We start from the raw sequence: 20962 nt of genomic DNA on the forward strand, positions 1-20962 counted from the left end.
TCCTGTTTTTTTTCCCGCCTCGATGGAGCAACGCATGACCACCCGCACAACACCCCGCACCCAGATCCACGGCCTGCAAGTCGCCACCGAACTGTTTGAGTTCGTCAACGCCCAGGTGCTGCCCGGCACCGGCGTGTCCACCGACGCCTTCTGGAAGGGCTTCGATGCCATCGTGAGCGACCTGGCACCCAAGAACGCGGCCCTGCTGGCCGAGCGCGACCGCCTGCAAACCGAGCTGGACACCTGGCACAGCGCCAACCCCGGCCCGGTGCGCGACATGCTGGGTTACCGCAAGTTTCTGGAGACCATCGGCTACCTGGTACCTGAACCGAAGAAGGTCAAGGCGACTACGAAAAACGTGGACGACGAGCTGGCGGTGCAGGCCGGCCCGCAGCTGGTGGTGCCGATCCTCAACGCCCGCTACGCGCTCAACGCCGCCAACGCGCGCTGGGGCAGCCTGTACGACGCGCTGTACGGCACCGACGTGATCAGCGAAGACAAAGGCTGCGGCAAAGTGGGCCCAGGCAAGAAGGGCGGCTACAACCCCAAGCGAGGCGCCAAGGTCATCGAATACGCGCGCCACGTGCTGGACCGCTGCGCCCCGCTGAAGAAGGGTTCGCATGTCGGCTCCACCGCCTACAGGATCAACAAGGATGGCGAACTCGTGGTCGGCCTCGCCGAAGGCGGCACCAGCAAGCTGGCCGACAAGGCGCAGCTCGTGGGTTATCAGGGTGAAGCCAAGGCGCCCAGCGCCGTGCTGCTCAAACACAACGGCCTGCACCTGGAGATCCAGATCAACCGCGCCACGCCGATTGGCAAGGGCGACGCCGCTGGCGTGAGCGATCTGGTGGTGGAAGCCGCACTGTCCACCATCCTCGACCTGGAAGACTCGGTCGCCGCTGTGGATGCCGAAGACAAGGTGCTGGCCTACCGCAACTGGCTCGGCATTCTGCAGGGCACGCTGGTGGAGTCGTTCCAAAAGGGTGGCCAGACGATGACACGCGGCCTCAACGCGGACCGCGAATACACCGCACCGAACGGCAAACCCGTGCGCCTGCACGGCCGCTCACTCATGTTCCTGCGCAACGTCGGTCACCTCATGACCAACCCCGCCATTCTCTGGGGTGCCGAGGGCAAGGAAATCCCCGAAGGCATCCTGGACGCGATGGTCACCACCACCATCGCCCTGCACGATCTCAAGCGCACCAAGAAGGACGCCATCCGCAACTCGCGCAAAGGCTCGGTCTACATCGTCAAGCCCAAGATGCACGGCCCGCGCGAGGTGGCGTTTGCCGCCGAGCTGTTCGGCCGCGTCGAGCAGGTGCTCGGCCTGCCGGAGAGCACCGTCAAGCTCGGCATCATGGACGAAGAGCGCCGCACCAGCGTGAACCTCAAGGCCTGCATCGCCGCGGCCGCCAGCCGCGTGGCCTTCATCAACACCGGCTTCCTCGACCGCACTGGTGACGAGATGCACAGCGCCATGATGGCCGGCCCCATGGTCCGCAAAGGCGACATGAAGACCAGCGCCTGGATCCAGGCCTACGAGCGCAACAACGTGCTGGTCGGCCTGTCTTGTGGCCTGCGTGGCAAGGCTCAGATCGGCAAAGGCATGTGGGCCATGCCCGACCTGATGAAGGCCATGCTGGAGCAAAAGATCGCCCACCCCAAGGCAGGCGCGAACACCGCCTGGGTGCCCAGCCCCACCGGCGCCACACTGCACGCACTCCACTACCACCAGGTGCTGGTGTCCGACGTGCAGAAGGGTCTGGAGAAGATCGACGCCACCCAGGAGCGCGACAACCTGCTGACCGGCCTGCTCACCGTGCCCGTCTCCAGCAACCCCAACTGGAGCTTCGAAGAAAAGCAGCAGGAGCTGGACAACAACGCGCAAGGCATTCTGGGCTACGTGGTGCGCTGGGTCGACCAGGGCGTGGGCTGCTCCAAGGTGCCCGACATCCACAACGTGGGCCTGATGGAAGACCGCGCCACGCTGCGAATCTCCAGCCAGCACATAGCCAACTGGCTTCACCAAGGCATCGTGACCGAAGCCCAGGTGAAGAAGACCTTCGAGCGCATGGCCGCCGTGGTCGACAGCCAGAACGCGGGCGACCCGTTCTACAAACCCATGGCCGGCAACTTCAAGAAGAGCATGGCCTACCAGGCTGCCCTGGACCTGGTGTTCAAGGGCAAGGAGCAGCCCAGCGGCTACACCGAGCCGCTGCTGCACGCCTGGCGCCTCAAGGTGAAAGCCGCCGCCTGATCTGACAACGAGGAGTCGAGGAGACTGACGGCGCCCTTCGGGGCGCCGTTTTTTTGGCCAGTGCGCCCGGCCGGGTCTGGCGCAGGATGTGCTTGCAATCGAGCATGACGTCCAACGCACTGGTCTCCACCCCTTCGCCGTCGCTGCCGGAACCCAGCCTGAGCAAGCTCGACAGCGCCCTGCTCAGCATCCTCGTCAAAGACGGTCGCGCCTCTTTCGCCGATATCGCACGCCAGCTCGGAATTTCCCGCGCGCACGCCAGGGCCCGGGTGCAGGCACTGCAGGCCAGCGGCGTGATCGAGCTGTTCGGTGCCGTGATCAACCCGGAGAAGCTGGGCAAGGTGCTGTCGACCTTTCTCGATATCCAGGTGGCGCCGGTGGCACTGGAGGCAGTGGCGCAGGAGCTGGCCGACTGCAAAGAGGTGGTCAGCCTCTACATCATGAGCGACCTCAAGAGCCTGCACGTGCACGCGCTGACCGAAGGTGTTCAGGACTTCGAGGCCTTCGTGCACCGCCACCTGTTCAACCGGCCCGAGATCCTGTCGGTGGACTGCAAGACCCTGCTCACCCGCGTCAAGCACCGGCGCGGCGGCGCGCGGCTCTGAGCCGCGAGTCCAGCGTGGTGCACGCGCACCGGGCGGGTGCAGGCTGAACATTCGTCACGGGTACCGCGCCACATCGACGATCGAGATGGCCGATGCCATCCAAACGGCATCTCACAGTTGACAAACGATCACGGTCGGCTGCTGAGCTGAACATTCGGTCAAAGCGAGTGCCGCCACAAAGGCAGACTGGTGTGAATTTTGGTGCGAGCGAGACGAAGAGAAAATCGAAACTAAACCAATTAAATCAAGCATTTAGACGATTTTTTCTGGCTGGCACAGGGCTTGCGCAAAGGGTCGGGTACGTCCGTACAAACGGCATCACCCTTTTTCCACCCACCGCAGGAGTCTCACCATGTCCCTCGTTCGACGCCAATTCCTTTCCCGTGCCGCTGTCGCAGGCAGCGTGCTCGCCGCTCCCATGGTTGCCAACGCCCAGTCGGCCCGGTTCAACTGGAAGATGACCAGCGCCTACGGCAAAGGCTCCCCTTTCTACATGGACGGCCCGGGGAGCGCGACCGACCTGGCCAAACGGATTCGCGAGATGTCGGACGGCCGCCTGAACATCCAGGTGTTCGGCGCCGGCGAACTGATCCCGGCTTTCGAAGGTTTCGACGCCGTGCGCGCCGGCACGGTGGAAATGAACCATGCCAACGCCTATTTCTGGACCGGCAAGACCGCTGCGGCCCAGTACTTCACCGCGGTGCCCTTCGGCATGAATTTCCAGGGCATGAACGGTTGGTTCTACGACGGCGGCGGCATTGACCTGTGGAACGAGGTTTACGCGCCGTTCGGCATGGTGGCCATGCCGTGCGGCAACACCGGCGTGCAGATGACCGGCTGGTTCAAGAAAGAGATCAAGACCGTGGCCGACCTCAAGGGCCTGAAGATGCGTATTCCAGGTCTGGCCGGCAAGGTCTACGCCAACCTGGGCGTGGACGTGAAGGTGCTGCCGGGCGGCGAGATCTTCCCGGCGCTGGAGCGCGGTGTGATCGACGCGGCCGAGTTCGTGGGCCCGTTCCAGGACCGTCGCCTGGGCCTGCAGAAAGCCGCCAAGTACTACTACACCACCGGCTGGCACGAAGCGTCCACCGTGTCTGAATTGCTGATCAACAAGGCCGCCTGGGACAAGCTGCCCGCCGATCTGAAGGCCATCGTGAGCAACGCGAGTGCGGCCTGCAACGTGATCAGCGAGGCCTGGTGCCAGAAGGCCAACTCGGAAGCCATGGACGACCTCGTCAAGAACCAGGGTGTGATCGCACGTCCGCTGCCTGACGACGTCATCAAGGCGCTCAAAACCGAGACCAACAAGGTGCTGACCGAGGCCATCAAGGATCCGCTGACCAAGAAGGTGCACGACTCCTACTTTGCCTTCAAGTCCAAGTATGACCGCTGGACCGAAGTCAGCGAAGAGGCCTACCACCTCAAAGTTCGCGGCTGATCGGGGAACAGTTCATGCTCAAGGTATTGCGGCCACTCGCTGGCCTCATCGAGGGTTTCATCGACCGCATCGGTACGCTCACAGCGTGGATCGCGCTGGTCATGATCGGTCTGGTCGCCACGAACGTGTTGCTGCGTTACGCTTTCAGCTTCGGCTCGGTGTGGGCGCAGGAACTGGAGTGGCACCTTCTGGCCGCCCTCATCTTGCTGGGTATGAGCTATGCGCTGCAGCGCGGCGACAACGTCCGCGTGGACATCTTCTATGCGCGCTACTCGCCGCGCGTCAAGCGGGGGGTGGATGTGGTCTCGGCGCTGCTTCTGATCGCGCTGGCGCTGGCCTTCATCCACCTCTCACTGGGTTACGTCGAACAGTCGCGCTCCATCATGGAGGGCTCACCCGACCCAGGCGGGATTCCCTACCGCTGGGCGGTGAAGGCCCTGATTCCGCTGGGTTACGGGCTGCTGGTACTGCAGCAGCTGGCGCACCTGGTGCGCTTGCTGAGCACTCCGCTGCTGGCGCAGGAGTCTGCCCGTGTTTGAAATGCAGACCTACGCCTTGATGATGCTGGGCGGCTTCTTCATCATGCTGATGATCGGCATTCCGGTAGCGGTCAGCATCGCCACCGTCGGCTTCGTGTTCGGCTACCTTGGTTTCGGCGATCTGCTCTTCAACCTGCTGCCTGCTCGGCTGTACGGCATCGTCAGCGGCTACCAATGGATGGCCATTCCTCTGTTTGTCTTCATGGGTGTGATGCTGGAAAAATCGCGTCTGGCCGACGACCTGCTCGACGTGATGGGACACATCGCTGGAGGCGTGAAGGGCGGCATGGCGGTGGGCATTGTGCTGTTTGGCGTGCTGATGGGCGCCACCACCGGCATCGTGGGTGCCACCATCATCACGCTGGGCCTGCTGACCCTGCCCACGCTGCTCCGCCGTGGCTACGACAAGAGCGTGGCCTGCGGCGTGATCTGTGCCTCAGGCACCCTGGGTCAGATCATTCCGCCGAGCCTGATCCTGATCCTGCTGTCGGACATCATGCAGCTATCTGTCGGCACGCTGTTCGCCGCTGCGGTGGGTCCGGGCATGTTGCTCGCTGGCGTGTACATCGTCTACCTGCTGGTGATGGGGTGGTTGCGTCCTGCCAGCATGCCGCCCATTCCGATTGCCGAGCGAGACGCGGTTTCTCGCCGGGATCTGTGGCTGCGCTTCTTCAAGGTGTTGGTGCCCCCGGTCATGCTGGTGGTGGCGGTGCTGGGCTCCATCGTCGGTGGCGTCGCAGCCCCGACCGAAGCAGCCAGCATGGGGGCGGTGGGTGCGGTGCTGATCACGGTGCTCTCAGGTCGCTTCAGCTGGGCCACGCTGAAGGCGGTGGCGCTCGACACCAGCAAGATCACCGCCATCATGATGTTCATCCTGATGCTGGCGCAGGTGTTTGCACTGTCGTTCCGAGGTCTACAGGGCGAAGAGCTGATTGCTCACGTGTTCGATGCCCTGCCAGGCGGCGTCAACACGGCTGTCTGGTTCATGATGATGATCATCTTTGTGCTCGGATTCTTCATCGAGTGGATCGAGATCAGCTACATCGCGGTGCCGTTGTTTCTGCCGATCCTGATCAACATGGGCGTGGACCCGGTCTGGCTGGCGATGCTGATCACCATGAACCTGCAGTCGAGCTTTCTCACGCCGCCGTTCGGCTGGGCGCTGTTCTACCTGAAGGGCGTGGCGCCGCCCGGGGTGAACATCAAGGACATTTACCGAGGGGTGGTGCCCTTCATCGGCCTGCAGCTGTGTGCGCTGGTGCTGCTGTTCCTGTACCCGCAGATCGCGCTGTGGCTGCCCAAGGCCATCGGCTGGTGATCGGCGGCACCCATGGACCTCCTCAACCAACACAGTGGCCTCTGGCTGCTGGGCCTGGCGCTCGCCCTGCTGGCCACGGGTGTGATCGCCGGCATCCTGGCGGGCCTGCTCGGCGTGGGCGGCGGCATTGTCATCGTCCCGGTGCTCTACCACCTGTTCACGCTGCTGGGCATCGATGAATCGGTGCGCATGCACGTGACGGTGGGCACCTCGCTGGCCACCATCATCCCCACCTCCATCATGTCCAGTCGTGCGCACCGCAAACGCGGCAGCCTGGACCTGGCGCTCATCAAGCGGCTCATGCCCTCGGTGATCGTGGGTGTGCTGGCCGGTTCGATCGCCAGTCGCTACCTCAGCGGTTCGGTGCTCACCGCGGTGTTCGCCACGGTGGCGCTGGTGGTGGCGTTGAACATGGCATTCAAGCGCGAGGGCTTTGCACTTGCCGATGGCCTGCCGGGCCCGGTAGGCACCTCGTTGCTGGGGGGTGGTATTGGTGGCATCTCGACGCTCATGGGCATCGGGGGCGGCACCCTGAGCGTGCCCATCCTCAACGCTTTGCGCGTGCCTATGCACACCGCTGTGGGAACGGGCGCCATGCTGGGCATGGTGATCAGCTTCCCTGGCGCGCTGGCGTTTTTGATCAACGGCCTGGGTGTGGCCAACCGACCGCCCGCGAGCCTGGGCTATGTGAACCTGCTGGGCATGGCCATGATCGTTCCCGCCACCATGGCCACCACCGGCTGGGGTGCGAAGCTCGCCCATGCCATCGACGCGCGCCGCCTGCGGCAGGTGTTCGCCGCCTTTCTCGCGCTCACCTCGCTGCGCATGTTTTACGGCCTGCTGCACTGAGGGAGCCCTGCCAACTTCACAGCGAAAAGCGGAGTCCCGCCGCGGCCCGTAGCGCGGCACAAACACACGACAATCTGTGATTTGAATACCGACAACACCCCAAGGAGACTTTCCCTGTGATTCAAACCCTCAAGGCCCTGGGCGGCATGCACGTGGCGCCCCACCACCTGGCTGCGCAAGCCGGGCGCGACGTGTTGCGCGACGGCGGCAATGCGGTGGAGGCCATGGTGGCCGCTGCCGCCGCCATTGCCGTGGTCTACCCGCACATGAACGCCATCGGTGGCGACGGTTTCTGGCTGATCCATGAGCCAGGCAAGGCGCCGGTGGCGATCGACGCCTGTGGTCCCTCGGCCGCGCTCGCCACGCGCGAGTTCTACGCCGGTCTGGATTCGATTCCCTCACGTGGCCCCACCGCCGCGCTCACCGTGGCCGGCACCATCGGCGGCTGGGCCAAGGCGCTGGAGGTGGCCGCTCCGTGGGGTGCAGCGCTGCCGCTTTCGCGCCTGCTGGGCGATGCCATCCGCCATGCGCGCCAGGGCGTGGCGGTGACGACCAGCCAGTCGGCCCTGACGCGCGAGAAGTTTGACGGCCTGAAGGACGCGCCAGGATTTGCCGAGACCTACCTGGTCAACGGCCAGCCGCCTGAACCCGGCCACATCCTGCGCCAGCCCGATCTGGCCAACACGCTGGCGCAACTGGCCGAACGCGGCCTGGACGACTTCTACCGCGGCGAGCTGGCCGCGCGCCTGGGTGCCGAGCTGGAGCGCGTGGGCAGCCCCGTGCGTGCCAGCGACCTCGCGGCCTACCGCGCCCAGATCGTCGAGCCGCTGGCGGTTCGGCTGAACGACAGCACGGTCTACAACCTGCCGCCGCCCACGCAAGGCCTCTCGGCCCTCATGATCCTGGGCCTGTTCGAGCGCCTGGGCGTCACCGAGGGTGAAGGCTTTGCCCACCTGCACGGCCTGGTGGAAGCCACCAAGCGCGCGTTTCGCGTGCGCGAGCGCGTGGTGACCGACCCGCAACGCGCCCCGGCCGACCCACGCACTTTTCTCACCCCCGAAGCGCTGGACGAACTCGCAGCGCAAATTCACCCGCAGCGCGCCCTGCCCTGGCCCGACACCGCCGCGCCGGGCGACACGATCTGGATGGGCTGCGTCGACGCTCAGGGCCGCGCGGTCAGCTTCATCCAGAGCGTGTACTGGGAGTTCGGCTCGGGCACCGTGCTGCGCGGTACCGGCGTGTGCTGGCAGAACCGAGGCACCAGCTTTTCGCTGAATCCGAAGGCACTCAACGCACTCAAGCCGGGGCACAAGCCTTTCCACACGCTGAACCCGTCGCTGGCGCTGTTTGATGACGGCCGCGTCATGCCCTTCGGCACCATGGGCGGCGAAGGCCAGCCTCAGACCCAGGCCGCCGTCTTCACCCGCTATGCGCGCTTCGGCCAGACGCTGCAGCAGGCGGTCACCGCGCCGCGCTGGCTGCTCGGCCGAACCTGGGGTGACGTGAGCACCACGCTCAAGCTGGAGAGCCGCTTCGAGCCGGCACTGGTGCAACAACTGCGCGGTGCCGGCCATGTGGTGGAAGAACTGCCCGAAGCCTTCAGCGACACCATGGGCCATGCCGGCGCGCTGGTTCGCCACCCGAACGGCGTGATTGAAGGCGCGGCCGACCCGCGCAGCGACGGCCTCGTGGCCGCGCTGTGACCGTGCGCGCAGCCGCGGCACGATGGCGCTGAGCTACCTCATCTTCGACGCCAGCGACGACGGCGAAGGCACGGGCAGCTGGGAGGCGATGGCCAGCGTGCGCGCCAGCGCACTGCCCGAGGTGATGGCCGAGGTGGCCTCGGTGATGTCCGCGGCGCAAACCGATGCCCCTGGACCACGCGGCGCGCTGGACGAAGGCGGCGCGTGGGACGCCGAGCATCAGGTGCAGGGCGACGGCGACTGGACCACCGTGACGCTGACGATCACCGGGCCTTGGGAGTGGGGCGAGGCGCTGGTGGAGCGCTTCGCCGACTGACGCGCAGTCAGCAGCCCTTGAACACCGCCGCCCGCTTCTCGCGGAAGGAAGCCACGCCCTCTTTCGCATCGTCGCTCTGCGCCAGGCGTTGCTGCACCGCTTCAAACTCGCCCTGCGCCACGATGGGACCTTGTTCGACCGCGAGCACGGCGCTGCGCCGGGTTTCGATCACCGCGAGCGGCGCCTGCTCGGCAATGGTCTGTGCGATGCGAAGCGCTTCTTCCAGCTCGGTGCCGGCGGGCACGACACGCTGCACGAAGTTGAGCCTCATCGCCTCGGCGCTGCCGAACTCGTCGCCGGTGAGCAGGTGCAGCAAGGCGTTGCCCAGGCCCGCGCGCTCGGCCATGCGCAGCGTGGCGCCTCCGGTGGCCATGATGCCGCGCTTGACCTCGAGCTGGGAGAAGCGGCAGTCGTCCGCAGCCACCACGATATCGGCGGCGAGCATGAGCTCGATGCCCAGCGTGAAGGTGATGCCCTTGACCGCGACCACCAGGGGCTTGACGCGTCGGCGCCAGCGCGCGTCACCCAGGTCCACCGGGTCGACCCAGCCCTCGGGCACGGGCGATTCGCCGCGCTGCATCAGCGGCGCAAAACTGGGCAGGTCGAGCCCGGCGGTGAAGTGGTCTCCCTGGGCGTGCAGCAGGCCGACGCGCAGGCCTGGGTCGTCGTCCAGCCGGGTATACGCCTCGGCCAGGGCGCGCAGCATGGCGGGCGTGAATCCGTTGCGCTTGGAGGGCCGGTCGATACCGATCAGCAGCACACCGCCGCGTTGCTCGAAGGTGATGCGGCCCTCAGAGGGGTTGAGGTTGGCGCTGGGGTTCATGGCAGTCATCATGACAAAGCCCACCGGTTCGCACCGGTCACGCAGGCGTCAAACACCGCTCACTCGACGCGCGCAGGAGCCAAGACCTCGGCAAGGTCGGCCTGGCGCAGCAACTCGTCAAACCAGAGGCGGTAGCCAGCGTCGCTGGGGTGCAGGCCGTCGCGCGCATGCAGGTTGGGGTCTTGCACGAAGGGATCGTCTTCGGGCGCCTGGAACAGGTTGATGTAGACCGCGCCATGGCGCTGGGCCGCAGCCTGGATGAAGCCGTGCAGGCGCTCTGCGCGCGTGGTCATGAGCGAGGACAGCGGCGGAAAAAAGAAAGGGGCATTGCCCACGTTGCCTGCCGGCATGAGCAGCACGCGATCGCTGCGCGCGGCAGCCAGTGCAGTGGCGCGATCGATGTCGGCGCGCACGGCATCGTCGCTGCGCAGGCGGATCACGTCGTTGCCACCGGCCTGGATCAGCACCACGTCGTAACGTGCGCTGTCGACCTGCAGCTGCTGGACCACGCCCTCGAAGGTGGCGCCGTCGCGCGCCCGGTTGTCGATTCGCAGGCGGGGAAAAGCCTGGGCCAGCAGACCGGCCAGGCTGGTCTGGGGCGAGGTCGCGCCGGTGCCCACACCGGTGCTGTCGCCCACGATCAGCAGTCGCATGCTTGCATTGGCTGGCCTGTGCTGCAGGGGTTCGCTTTCGCGAGCGAGCTGGGCGGCCTGGCTGATGCGCGACGCGGCGCAGCCCCCCAGCCCCAGCACCGCGATGGCGGCCACCAGGCTCATGAACAGCAGTGTGGTCTTCATGCGGATCAGTCTAGGCCAGGCAGCGAGCTGGCCAGGACCAGGGGTCTTTCGCTTACCCTGCGCTCAGCTGGCTTCGGTCAGCGTGAGCAAGATGTCGGCGTACCAGGCGCAATTCAGGCCCAGCGATTCATCGAGCACCAGATCGCGGTTGCCCATGTCCATGCGCGAGGAGTGCACACCCAGGAGGCGCCAGGGCAGCGCCTCGGTGGCGGGGCTGGTGGGCGCCGGGTCGCGCATGACCACGGCGGCGCCACTGATGCCACGGTGCGTGCGCGCGTCGGTCAGGAAATAGCCCTGCCCCTGGAAGCGGATGCCCAGCGGTGAGGCGATGGCCGCCAGCCGAACCACCGGCAGGTGGTGCACCACGTCGTGAAAACCGAGCGGAAAGCCGACCACCATGAGCGACGCATCGGCCGGCACCGCCGTGAACGCGGTCTGGATGTGGGCGGGGGTGAATGCGCGGTAGACGGCCGACGGCGGAAACGCCGCCCGCTCAAGCTCGATCACTGCCACATCGATCTCGCCCGCGCTGTCGCGGCCCTGGTGCCACAGCGCCTGGCCGTCGCGGTACAGCGGGACCGAGAAGCCGGTCGACTTCGTGAGGTTGGTGGCATCCAGGTGCAGCTCGATCACCAGCCGGTCGGGTAGGTGCTCGCTGACCTCGTCGATCACCACATGGCGGCTGGTGACCAGGTAAAGCCGGTTCTCACGCTCAAAAAAGAAACCGCTGGCGTTGGTGAGCGCGAACTCGCCCAGGTAGGTCGAAACCTGAGGCGCGGCGAGAAACAGCGGATCGACAGGAACCGTGCGGTTCGCGGGACGCAGCGATTCGGGCTGGGCGATCGGGGTGGGCGAGATTTTGAGGGTCACCGCTGGAGTGTCGCACCAATGCCTGTGCAGAGGAAAAGCGCTCAACGCAGGCGCTGCACCGCCTGGGGTGGTACGGCCGAGGCCTGGTTGCCCCAGGACTGGCGCAGGTGGGTGACCACGGCGGCGATTTCGACGTCGGTCAGCAGGGTTCGGTAGGGTGGCATGCCGAAAGGCTTTGGATTGCCAGCGGTGGCAGGTGGAAAACCGCCGCCCAGCACCGCCAGCACCGGGTTCGCGGCAGACGCCTGGGTCACGGCTCGGTTGCCCGCCAGTGCCGGATAGATGCCTGCGGCGCCCTGGCCTTGTTCGCCGTGGCAATCTGCGCAGCGCTGCTCGTAGACCCGCGCACCCAGCTCGCGCTGTTCACTGCGCGCCGGCTCGAAGGCCACCGGCCTGACCGGCCGGGGATCGAGGGCTTGCAGGTACGCGGCCATGGCGCGCAGGTCGGGCTCGGACAGGTGTTGCGTGCTGCCGTAGACCACTTCGGCCATCGGCCCGACGGCCGAGGCTTCGTGCGCGATGCCGTCGCGCAGCAGGTTCACGATGCGTTGCGTGTCCCATTGGGTCACGCCTCCTTCGGACGGTGCGTGCAGCGAGGGCGCATACCAGCCTGGCTCGGGCAGCGACCCACCCGTGAGCTCGCTGCCGGCGACCACGCCTCCCAGGGCGTTGCGCGTGGCGTGGCAGGCTGCGCAGTGGCCCAGCCCGGTGACTAGGTAGGCGCCGCGGTTCCACTCGGCGCTCTGATCGGTATCGGCCACAAACGACTGAGGTTCGAAGTACAGCGCGCGCCAGGCGGCCAGCGCGAACTGGGTGCTGTAGGGCCAGCGCAGCGCGTGCGGCTGGGTGACCTGTTTCACCGCAGGCAGGCTCATCAGAAAAGCGAAGAGCGCGTCGCTGTCCTCGCGGGTGATGCGGGTGGTGCTGTCATAGGGAAAGGCGGGGACCAGCAGGCGGCCGTCTCGCGACTGGCCCCGGTGCATGGCGCGCCAGAAAGCGTCGGCACTCCAGCGCCCCAGCCCGGTGTCTTCGTCGGGCGTGAGGTTGCCGGCAAAGACGGTGCCAAAGGGCGTGACCAAGGGTCGCCCGCCCGCGTAGGGCATACCGCCGCGCGCCGTGTGGCAAGCCGCGCAGTTGCCTGTCCTGGCCAGGTAGGCACCGCGCTCTGCCAGCGCCGAGGTGGCGACCACACGGGTCGCTGGGTCCACTGGCGGCAAAGCGGGGGCGCCCAGGTCGCGTCCCAGCACCACCGCCACACCTGCCAGCAACACAGCGGCCGCCAAGGCCGCCAGCGCCAGCAGGCGCTTCACCGTGAACAGGGAGGGTCGCCCAGGCATCGAGCGCTCAGGGCACAGCACTGCCGCACCGCATGGGCATCGGCTTGTCGACCGGCGGCGCTGGCTTGCTGTTGGCGGGCACCGGGCGGGAAGATAGCCAGGCCGCCAGCGCGGCCACGTCCTCAGGCGGTAAGGCTTTGGCGATCTGCGCCATGCAGTCGGGCGCGTGGGCGTGGCGCAAGCCAGTCTGCCAGGCCCCCAGCTGACCGATCAGATAGTCGCGCGGCAGCCCCAGCAGGCCTGGCACAGCCGGGTTCACACCGGTGAGCGCCTGACCGTGGCAGGCCACGCAGGCCGGCAGTTGGCGCGCTGCGTCTCCATCGCGCACCAGGACTTCGGCGCGGTTCATCGCTGAGCCCGAAGCCTGCACCGGCTGTGGCGGCGGATAGGGCAGGTCAATGGCAGAGAAATGCGCAGCGATGTCGCGCAGGTAGGCGTCACTCAGGTGATCGAGCAGGTTGGCCATGCCCGGGTTCTGACGCCGGCCATCGCGGAAGTGGGTGAGCTGGTTGTACAGATAGCCGGCCGGCTTGCCAGCGATGCGCGGGAAGTAGCCGCTGCTGGTGGCGCGACCCTGGTTGCCGTGGCAAAGGGTGCAGGCCATCATGCGCTGGTCCATGGTGTCCAGTACCGTGTGTTGGGGTGCTGCACTGGCCCACGCGGCCGGACCGGGGAGGCACAGCGCGAAGATGGCGGCGCCCACCCAACACAAGCGAAAACGGTTCAGGAACATAAAGTGGGCGCAGCTCAGCATCAGGTCATTGAAAGTACCACACCGATACACTGCCATCTGCCATGTCCGACACACCCGCATCTCCATCCGATCCCAGCCGCTGTCCGCTCTGTGGTGGCGACAACCGCTGCGCGATGGAAATCGAGCGCGCCACCGGCCAGCCACAACCTGCGTGCTGGTGTATGTCACAGACCTTTCCACCTGCGTTGCTGGACCGCCTGCCGCCGCAAGCGCAGGGGCTGGCCTGCATTTGCGCCCGCTGCGTGGCCGTGGCTGTCGCTGGGGGCGGTGCCTGATGCGCTGGCTCGACCGCATCCCATTGCTCTGGTTGTCGCTGATCGCCGGCTGGTTGGCGGTGGCGCCAGTGGTTCCCGAGCCCCACCTGATTGAAAAGCTGCGCATGCTGACCCAGGGTCAGCTGACCCGGCCCATCGATATCTTTGACTTGTTGCTGCACAGCGTGCCGGCGCTGCTGCTGGCGCTGCGCCTTTGGCGCGACGCCAAGCGCCGCCAGTCGCGCAAGCCGTGAACACCTCGCCCGCGCGCGACGACTCGATCAGCGCCCTGCGCCAGCGCCACGGAGAGCGCTACCGCTGGCTGCTGCTGCTCTCGGTGATGGTGGGCACGATGGCGTCCATCATGTCGGCGACCATCGTCAACGTGGCGATCCCCGACATGAGCCAGCACTTTGCGCTCGGCCAGGAGCGCGCGCAGTGGGTCAGCTCGGGCTTCATGGCGGCGATGACGGTCTCCATGCTCACCACCCCCTGGCTGCTCTCACGCTATGGCTACCGGCGCACCTACGAGGGTTGCATGTGGCTGCTGCTGGCCGGCGGCGTGGCCGGCGGGCTGGCGCAGCATTTCCCGCTGGTGCTGATCGCGCGCGTCGCCGAGGGTCTGGCCGCTGGTGTCGTGCAGCCGATCCCGGCCATCATCATCCTGCGCGCGTTCGAGCCGAGCGAGCAAGGTCGCGCCAGCGGCATTTTCGGCATGGGCGTGGTGCTTGCGCCTGCCATCGGCCCCAGCATCGGTGGCCTGCTGGTCGATGGCCTGGGCTGGCGCTCGATCTTCTACATGGTGGTGCCGTTCTGTCTGGTCTCGTTGTGGCTGGCGCGGCGCTATGTGCCCACCAACGCCCCAGGCGGTGCCGCGGCCGATCCGCGCGGTGCCACGCTGGACTGGCCCGGCCTGTTGCTGGCGACGGTGAGCACACTGTGCCTGCTCAACGGTCTGGTCGAACTGCACGGCGGATCGGCAGGCCAGGCCACAGTGCTGCTGGGCAGTGCGGGGCTGGGATTGCTGGGTTTTGTGATGCTGCAGCGACGCATGTTGCGCTCACACCAGCGACAGGTCGACGGCGCGGTGGCACCGCTGATGAACCTCTCGCTGTTCGCCGACCGCCGGTTTGCCATGGGCAGCATCGTGGCCTTCATCTATGGGATTGCGCTGTTTGGCTCGACCTACCTGCTGCCGGTCTACATGCAGATGGGTCTGGGTCTGTCGGCGTCGTATGTGGGCGGCATCCTGCTGCCGGCTGGCCTGGTGCTGGCGGTCACGATCGCCATCGTCGGCCGCCTGACCGACCGGCAACCCACGCACCGGCTGGTGAGCATTGGCCTGGCGCTGCTGGCGGCCTCGTTTGCGCTCATGGTCACGATCGACCTCAACCGGCCCGGCGCCATCATTCCGCTGCTGGTGAGCTGGGCCATTCTCGGCCGCGTCGGCCTGGGCTTTATCCTGCCTTCGCTCAACATCGGCGCCATGCGGGGTCTGCAACACACGCACATCCCGCAAGGCTCCAGCGCCATCAATTTCCTGCGCATGTTGGGCGGCGCCGCCGGCGTGAGCCTGTGCGGCATCGTCCTCGAATGGCGCATCAGCGCCCACGGCTTCCGCCTCGACACCGCCAGCACCAACCCGGCCCGCCTGATCGCGTTCAACGAAACCTTTCTGATGCTCGCCGCGGTGTGCGCGCTGGCGCTGGTGGCGGCTTGGCGGTTGCGCGAACAGAAGTCTGCAGCAAACTGACAAAGACTTCTCTGCTCGGCCGACACACAATACGCAACACGACAACAACCAACCCCTTCCGCCGAAACGCAAAATCGCTGGAACGAGATGCCTCTTCCAGCACACGCCGTGGAACCGGCTCAGCCGGGCCACAGGCGTGGTCCCCCCTTCCAAGGGGGGAAGCCGCAAAGCGGCGCAGGGGGGATTTCGAAAATGTGCCAACTGCTAGGCCTCAACTGCGCTACGCCCACCGACGCCTCGTTCAGCTTCACCGGCTTTTGCCAGCGAGGCGGCGGAACCGACCACCACGCTGATGGCTGGGGCATCGCCTTCTTTGAAGGCAAAGGCATGCGGCTGTTCGTGGATCACCAGAGCGCCGCGGCCTCGCCGATCGCCCAGTTCCTGCAGCAGTACCCACTCAAAAGCCGCAACATCATTGCCCATGTGCGCAAGGCCACGATCGGGGAGGTCAGCCTGGAAAATGCGCACCCGTTCACCCGTTCGCTGTGGGGTCGGCACTGGGTGTTTGCGCACAACGGCGATCTGAAGGACTACGAACCCCAGCTGCACGGCCGCTTCCAGCCGGTGGGCACCACCGACAGCGAGCGCGCGTTTTGCTGGCTGATGCAGGAACTGACCCAGTCGCACGCCAGCCTGCCCAGCATCGAGGAGCTCACGCTCACCTTGCGCGAACTGGTGCCAAAGGTGGCGGCTTTCGGCAGCTTCAACTTCCTGCTCTCCAACGGCGACGCCATGTGGGCTCACTGCAGCACCCAGCTGCACTACCTGATCCGCCAACACCCGTTCTCCCAAGCCACGCTGATGGACCGGGACTGGACGGTGAACTTCGCTGAGCTCAACCAGCCTGGTGACCGCGCCGCCGTGATCGTCACCACGCCACTGACCTCCAACGAGGCCTGGACGGCGTTTGCACCGGGCGAACTGCGGGTGTTCGTCGACGGTCTGCACGTGGCCTGAGCAGGCACCTTCGCGACTCGGTACTAGGGATGCCCCCGGGGACGGGCGCCAGGGGTTGCCGGTTAGGATGCAACGCTCAGGCTGCGCGCGCGGCCCTTGTATCCAACCAGAAGGAGACTCTCATGCAAAGACGCCACCTGATTGCCGGCGCCATCGCCGCCACCGCCCTGCCCCGCCTGGTACTGGCGCAAGCCATCGAAAAGCCCAAGGTCACCATCGCCGTGGGTGGCAAGAACCTGTTTTATTACCTGCCTCTCACCATCGCCGAGCAGCTTGGCTATTTCAAAGACGAAGGCCTGGACCTCACCATCGTCGACTTCGCAGGCGGCTCACGCGCACTGGCCGCCGTGGTCGGCGGCAGTGCCGACGTGGTCTCGGGCGCGTTTGAGCACACGGTCAACATGCAGTTCAAGGGCCAGCCCATGCGCGCCTTCGTGCTGCAGGGCGCTTCACCTCAGATCGTGCTGGGCATCAACCCCAAGACCATGCCCAATTTCAAGTCCGTCGCCGACCTCAAAGGCAAGAAGATCGGCGTGACAGCGCCGGGCAGCTCGACCAACGTGATGGCCAACTTCGTGCTGGCCAAGGCAGGCCTCAAGCCCAGCGATGTGAGCTTCATCGGCGTGGGAGCCAGCAGCGGTGCTGTCGCCGCGATGCGCTCGGGTCAAATCGACGCCATGAGCAACCTCGATCCAGTGATCACCCTGTTGCAGCGCTCGGGTGACCTGAAGATCGTGGCCGACACCCGCATCGTGGCCGAGTCGGAAAAAATCTTCGGCGGCCCCATGCCCGGCGGCTGCCTCTACACGCCGCAGCCCTTCGTCGACAAGAACCCGAACACCGTGCAGGCCATGACCAACGCCATGGTGCGTGCCAACAAATGGATCCAGCGCGCTGGTCCGGGCGACATCATCAAGGTGGTGCCCGAGAGCTACCTGCTGGGTGACCGCGCGATCTACATCGACGGCTTCCTGGCGGCGCAAAAGGCCTTGTCGCCCGACGGCACATTCCCCACTCGCGGCCCGGACACCGCGTTCCGCGCGCTGGGCAGCGTGGACGCCAAACTGGCCGCAGCCAAGCTGGACCTGGCGGCGGTATTCACCAACGATTTTGCGAAGATCGCGAACGCAAAATACCGCTGATCCCGGCGCCGCGTCTGTGGCGCGTCACCCCCCTTTAAGGGGGCAAAACCTGCGGCCCGGCAATGCCGGTTCCGCGCTGTTCTGGGTTTTGGATACGCGCGCCGCATTCGCTTTGTTCAACGGCCCTTGTCTGGCTTTGATTCACCTTTCCCCATGACACCCGCCATCGAACTCAAAGACGTCGCCTGCACCTTCATCAGCAAGGACGCACCCGGCCAACGCTACACCGCGGTCGAACACGTGGACCTGACGGTTGGCGCTGGCGAGTTTGTGAGCGTGGTGGGGCCAACCGGCTGCGGCAAGAGCACCTTGCTCAATGTGGCGGCCGGACTTCTGGCGCCGAGCCAGGGCACGGCCCACATTTTTGGTGAGCCGCTGCGCGATGTGAACACACGCGCCGGCTACATGTTCCAGACCGAGAGCCTGATGCCCTGGCGAACTGCGTCACAAAACGTGATGGCGGGCCTGGAGTTCCGCGGCGTGGCCGATGCCGAGGCGCGCGAGCAGGCTGAAGACTGGTTGCGCCGTGTTGGCCTGGGGGGCTTTGGCGACCGCTACCCGCACCAGCTCAGCGGTGGCATGCGCAAGCGCACCAGCCTGGCGCAGACCCTGGTGCTGGACCCGGACATCATCCTCATGGATGAGCCCTTCTCCGCACTCGACATCCAGACCCGCCAGCTGATGGAAAACGAAGTGCTCGAACTCTGGAGCTCCAAGAAAAAGGCGGTGCTGTTCATCACCCACGACCTCGACGAGGCCATCGCCATGAGCGACCGCGTCGTGATCCTGAGCGCCGGACCTGCCGCGCGCCCAATCGGCGAGTTCACCATCGACATTCCGCGCCCGCGCGACGTGGCGGAGGTGAAGATGACGCCCCGTTTCCTGGAGCTGCACGCAGCCATCTGGTCTGTCCTGCGCGAAGAGGTGCTCAAGGGATACCAGCAGCAATTGCAGAAGGCGGCCTGAGCATGTGGAACCTCATCAAACCGCGCCCTGCCACGCTGCGCCTCTGGCAGATCGGCATCCTGGTGCTGCTGTTCGTGTTCTGGCATGTCATGACCAAGCCCGGTCTGGTGCCAACGTTCATGTTCGACAACGACCGCCAGGCCGCATTTTTCTTCGGTGAACCGCTGAAGATCTTTGAGCGCATCTGGGTCTGGTTCGTCACCGATGCCGACATCTACATCCACCTGTACGTGACGCTGGCCGAAACCGTGATGGCCTTTGGCATCGGCGCCGGCAGCGGCCTGGCGGCAGGCCTCTGGCTGGCGCTCAGTCCCATGGCCTCGGCCATCCTGGAGCCCTACATCAAGGCGCTGAACTCCATGCCGCGCATCATCCTGGCGCCCATCTTCGCAGTGTGGTTCGGCCTGGGCATGGCGTCCAAAGTGGCGCTGGGCGTGACCCTGGTGTTCTTCATCGTGTTCTTCAACGTTTACCAAGGCGTGAAAGAAGTGAGCCCGGTGGTGCTGGCCAATGCGCGCATGCTGGGAGCCAACAAAAAACAGCTGCTGCGCCATGTCTATCTGCCCAGCGCCACCAGCTGGGTGTTCAGCTCGCTGCACACCTCGGTCGGACTGGCTTTTGTGGGCGCGGTGGTGGGCGAATACCTGGGCTCCAGCCGCGGCGTGGGTTACCTGATCTTGCAGGCGGAAGGCCAGTTCGACATCAACACCGTGATGGCCGGCATCCTGGTGCTGACCTGCTTTGCGCTGGTGCTGGACGCGGCGGTGGGTCGCATCGAGAAACGGCTGATGAAGTGGCAGCCCAAAGCCGGTGAAACCGAGAAGCTGTGACATGAACGCCTGGCTGCTGCTTGCGCTGGCCATCGTGGCTGAGGTCATTGGCACCAGCGCGCTCAAGGCCAGTGAAGGCTTCACCCGGCTGGCCCCCTCGGGACTCGTGGTGGTGGGCTATGCGGTGTCGTTTTACTGTCTGTCGCTGGTGCTGCGCAGCATTCCGGTGGGGGTGGCGTACGCGATCTGGTCGGGCCTGGGCATCGTGCTCATCACGCTGGTGGCCTGGGTGGTGTACGACCAGACGGTGGATCTCGCCGGGATGCTGGGCATGGGCTTGATCTTGGCGGGCGTGCTGGTGCTCAACCTGTTCTCCAAGACCTCCGCCCACTGAGCGGAGCAGGGCCTGGACGGGGCCTGACGCTCAAAGTACCTTGAAAAGCTTTTCCTTGAGCTCGGGCAAGCGCTTCTTGCCTATGCCGTGGTCGGCCATGCTGGCCTCCCAGTCCCGGTACACCGCTCGCAGCGCATCGGTGGTCTTGGCGTCGGAGATGTTCTGGATCAGCGTGATGCGCATCTGTTGCCCGATGATGGCGTTGATCGAGTTGATCATGAAGTTGCGCGCCATCTCGTTGTCTTTGACCGTGCGCTTCGCTGCGGGCACCAGGCCCGGAATATCGCCAGTGGCCGCCACCTCGCCTTCCACGGGTGTCGCGGTGGCCGAAGCATCGGCGTTGCGAGAAACCGCTGCGCTGGCGGGCTTGTTGCCGGCCTGGGCTTCGAGGCAGCCGTGATTGAGCAGTTGCTGCAGCACGGACTGGATGTCGTCGGCACTGGGCAGAAAAGCCGCCAGCTCGCCGCCACTCTTTTTCCCGTCGGCGAGCACGAGAATGCGCCGCACCAGGGGCGCGAGACCCAGAGCGCGCGATTGGATTTCCTGTTGACCCAGCTCGGTCTTGGTGAAGACGGCAGAAGTCAGGTCGAGCGTGTCGGACATATGGCGGATGAAAGATTCGAAATTTGCTCCCTGAGTCCAACGTTGTACCGTAGGCACCTTTCTCAGACAAGACGGGAATGCCATGAAACGGGATGGACGTAGTCCATGGACAGGGTCAACGGAGTCCACCGCGGCAAATGACACGCTTGAGCCGTGGCGCGCTGACCGCAACCCCACTTTTCTTGTGGAGACTTTTGAACTACTTTCGAGTCGATGTGCGCCGCTGCGCGCGCAAGGTCGCGAGATAAAGCCCCTCGACCTTCTCACGCGCCCAGGGGGTCTTGCGCAAGAAGCGCAAGCTGGATGACACGCTGGGATCGATGTTGAAACAGCGCACCGGAATGCGCTCACCCAGGCCGGCCCAGCCATGGTGCTCCACCAGTGCAGCGACCATGGCTTCTAGTGTCACGCCATGAAGCGGATTGCGAGGTTGGGGGGGGTTATCGCCCCCACGCTCCACCGCTTCGCGGGTCGCTGCCCCCCAAGGGGGCTGACCTTGCTCGGGGCTGCCCTT

23 protein-coding genes are annotated in these 20962 nt (G+C 65.7%); 16 read left to right on the top strand and 7 right to left on the bottom strand.

Annotation, left to right across the window (positions count from 1 at the left end):
* The first annotated feature begins 34 nt into the window (after nt 1-34).
* From QUV25_RS16595 to QUV25_RS16630, 8 genes are all read left to right on the top strand, one after another.
* Nucleotides 35-2260: a malate synthase G gene (locus QUV25_RS16595; RefSeq protein WP_300865587.1), complete on the top strand. Its 2226-nt coding sequence runs from the start codon at nt 35-37 to the stop codon at nt 2258-2260.
* Nucleotides 2261-2364: 104 nt separating this feature from the next.
* Nucleotides 2365-2865 (top strand): Lrp/AsnC family transcriptional regulator, encoded by a 501-nt coding sequence (locus QUV25_RS16600; RefSeq protein WP_300865589.1) that lies wholly within the window; start codon nt 2365-2367, stop codon nt 2863-2865.
* 352 nt (nt 2866-3217) lie between these two features.
* Nucleotides 3218-4303: a TRAP transporter substrate-binding protein gene (dctP, locus tag QUV25_RS16605; protein ID WP_300865590.1), complete on the top strand. Its 1086-nt coding sequence runs from the start codon at nt 3218-3220 to the stop codon at nt 4301-4303.
* Nucleotides 4304-4317: 14 nt separating this feature from the next.
* Nucleotides 4318-4842 (top strand): TRAP transporter small permease subunit, encoded by a 525-nt coding sequence (locus QUV25_RS16610; protein WP_300865592.1) that lies wholly within the window; start codon nt 4318-4320, stop codon nt 4840-4842.
* 1 nt (nt 4843) lies between these two features.
* On the top strand, nt 4844-6160 hold the full coding sequence (locus tag QUV25_RS16615) for a TRAP transporter large permease subunit (RefSeq protein ID WP_300865752.1): 1317 nt from the start codon (nt 4844-4846) through the stop codon (nt 6158-6160).
* 12 nt (nt 6161-6172) lie between these two features.
* The gene (locus tag QUV25_RS16620) at nt 6173-7009 is read left to right on the top strand and encodes a sulfite exporter TauE/SafE family protein (protein WP_300865593.1); all 837 of its coding nucleotides are present in this window, start codon (nt 6173-6175) and stop codon (nt 7007-7009) included.
* Between the two features lie 146 nt (nt 7010-7155).
* Nucleotides 7156-8712, top strand: a complete 1557-nt coding sequence (locus tag QUV25_RS16625) for a gamma-glutamyltransferase family protein (RefSeq protein WP_300865754.1) — start codon at nt 7156-7158, stop codon at nt 8710-8712.
* A gap of 22 nt (nt 8713-8734) precedes the next feature.
* On the top strand, nt 8735-9028 hold the full coding sequence (locus tag QUV25_RS16630; protein WP_300865594.1) for a hypothetical protein: 294 nt from the start codon (nt 8735-8737) through the stop codon (nt 9026-9028).
* A gap of 7 nt (nt 9029-9035) precedes the next feature.
* Here the strand turns inward: QUV25_RS16630 and QUV25_RS16635 are convergent, their stop codons facing one another.
* From QUV25_RS16635 to QUV25_RS16655, 5 genes are all read right to left on the bottom strand, one after another.
* Nucleotides 9036-9860 (bottom strand): crotonase/enoyl-CoA hydratase family protein, encoded by an 825-nt coding sequence (locus tag QUV25_RS16635; RefSeq protein WP_300865755.1) that lies wholly within the window; start codon nt 9858-9860, stop codon nt 9036-9038.
* A gap of 50 nt (nt 9861-9910) precedes the next feature.
* Entirely contained in the window at nt 9911-10648 is a 738-nt protein-coding gene (locus tag QUV25_RS16640; RefSeq protein WP_300865596.1) for a GDSL-type esterase/lipase family protein, read from the bottom strand.
* Between the two features lie 63 nt (nt 10649-10711).
* The gene (locus QUV25_RS16645) at nt 10712-11506 is read right to left on the bottom strand and encodes a trypsin-like peptidase domain-containing protein (protein WP_300865756.1); all 795 of its coding nucleotides are present in this window, start codon (nt 11504-11506) and stop codon (nt 10712-10714) included.
* 53 nt (nt 11507-11559) lie between these two features.
* The gene (locus tag QUV25_RS16650; protein WP_300865597.1) at nt 11560-12855 is read right to left on the bottom strand and encodes a cytochrome c; all 1296 of its coding nucleotides are present in this window, start codon (nt 12853-12855) and stop codon (nt 11560-11562) included.
* A 7-nt stretch (nt 12856-12862) separates the two neighbouring features.
* Nucleotides 12863-13474, bottom strand: a complete 612-nt coding sequence (locus QUV25_RS16655; protein WP_300865757.1) for a c-type cytochrome — start codon at nt 13472-13474, stop codon at nt 12863-12865.
* 176 nt (nt 13475-13650) lie between these two features.
* Here QUV25_RS16655 and QUV25_RS16660 point away from each other — a divergent pair, with 176 nt between their 5' ends.
* The 8 genes from QUV25_RS16660 (at nt 13651) to QUV25_RS16695 (ending at nt 19845) form a co-directional block, all read left to right on the top strand.
* Nucleotides 13651-13884, top strand: a complete 234-nt coding sequence (locus tag QUV25_RS16660; protein ID WP_300865598.1) for a cysteine-rich CWC family protein — start codon at nt 13651-13653, stop codon at nt 13882-13884.
* The gene (locus tag QUV25_RS16665; protein ID WP_300865599.1) at nt 13884-14117 is read left to right on the top strand and encodes a hypothetical protein; all 234 of its coding nucleotides are present in this window, start codon (nt 13884-13886) and stop codon (nt 14115-14117) included. The genes QUV25_RS16660 and QUV25_RS16665 overlap by 1 nt, the downstream gene beginning before the upstream one ends.
* 86 nt (nt 14118-14203) lie before the next feature.
* Nucleotides 14204-15616, top strand: a complete 1413-nt coding sequence (locus QUV25_RS16670; RefSeq protein WP_300865758.1) for an MFS transporter — start codon at nt 14204-14206, stop codon at nt 15614-15616.
* Between the two features lie 192 nt (nt 15617-15808).
* Nucleotides 15809-16573, top strand: coding sequence for a class II glutamine amidotransferase (locus QUV25_RS16675; protein ID WP_300865601.1), 765 nt, complete (start codon nt 15809-15811; stop codon nt 16571-16573).
* A gap of 122 nt (nt 16574-16695) precedes the next feature.
* The gene (locus QUV25_RS16680; protein ID WP_300865602.1) at nt 16696-17715 is read left to right on the top strand and encodes an ABC transporter substrate-binding protein; all 1020 of its coding nucleotides are present in this window, start codon (nt 16696-16698) and stop codon (nt 17713-17715) included.
* 153 nt (nt 17716-17868) lie between these two features.
* Entirely contained in the window at nt 17869-18681 is an 813-nt protein-coding gene (locus QUV25_RS16685; protein WP_300865603.1) for an ABC transporter ATP-binding protein, read from the top strand.
* A gap of 2 nt (nt 18682-18683) precedes the next feature.
* Nucleotides 18684-19511, top strand: a complete 828-nt coding sequence (locus QUV25_RS16690) for an ABC transporter permease (RefSeq protein WP_300865604.1) — start codon at nt 18684-18686, stop codon at nt 19509-19511.
* Nucleotide 19512: 1 nt separating this feature from the next.
* Nucleotides 19513-19845, top strand: coding sequence for a multidrug efflux SMR transporter (locus QUV25_RS16695; protein WP_300865605.1), 333 nt, complete (start codon nt 19513-19515; stop codon nt 19843-19845).
* 30 nt (nt 19846-19875) lie between these two features.
* Here QUV25_RS16695 and QUV25_RS16700 read toward each other — a convergent pair whose 3' ends face one another.
* Nucleotides 19876-20448 (bottom strand): hypothetical protein, encoded by a 573-nt coding sequence (locus QUV25_RS16700; RefSeq protein ID WP_300865607.1) that lies wholly within the window; start codon nt 20446-20448, stop codon nt 19876-19878.
* Nucleotides 20449-20647: 199 nt separating this feature from the next.
* The gene (locus QUV25_RS16705; RefSeq protein WP_300865608.1) at nt 20648-20908 is read right to left on the bottom strand and encodes a VF530 family protein; all 261 of its coding nucleotides are present in this window, start codon (nt 20906-20908) and stop codon (nt 20648-20650) included.
* Nucleotides 20909-20962 lie beyond the last annotated feature (54 nt).

This window comes from Hydrogenophaga sp., assembly GCF_030373245.1.
In the GTDB taxonomy this organism is placed as follows: domain Bacteria; phylum Pseudomonadota; class Gammaproteobacteria; order Burkholderiales; family Burkholderiaceae_C; genus Hydrogenophaga.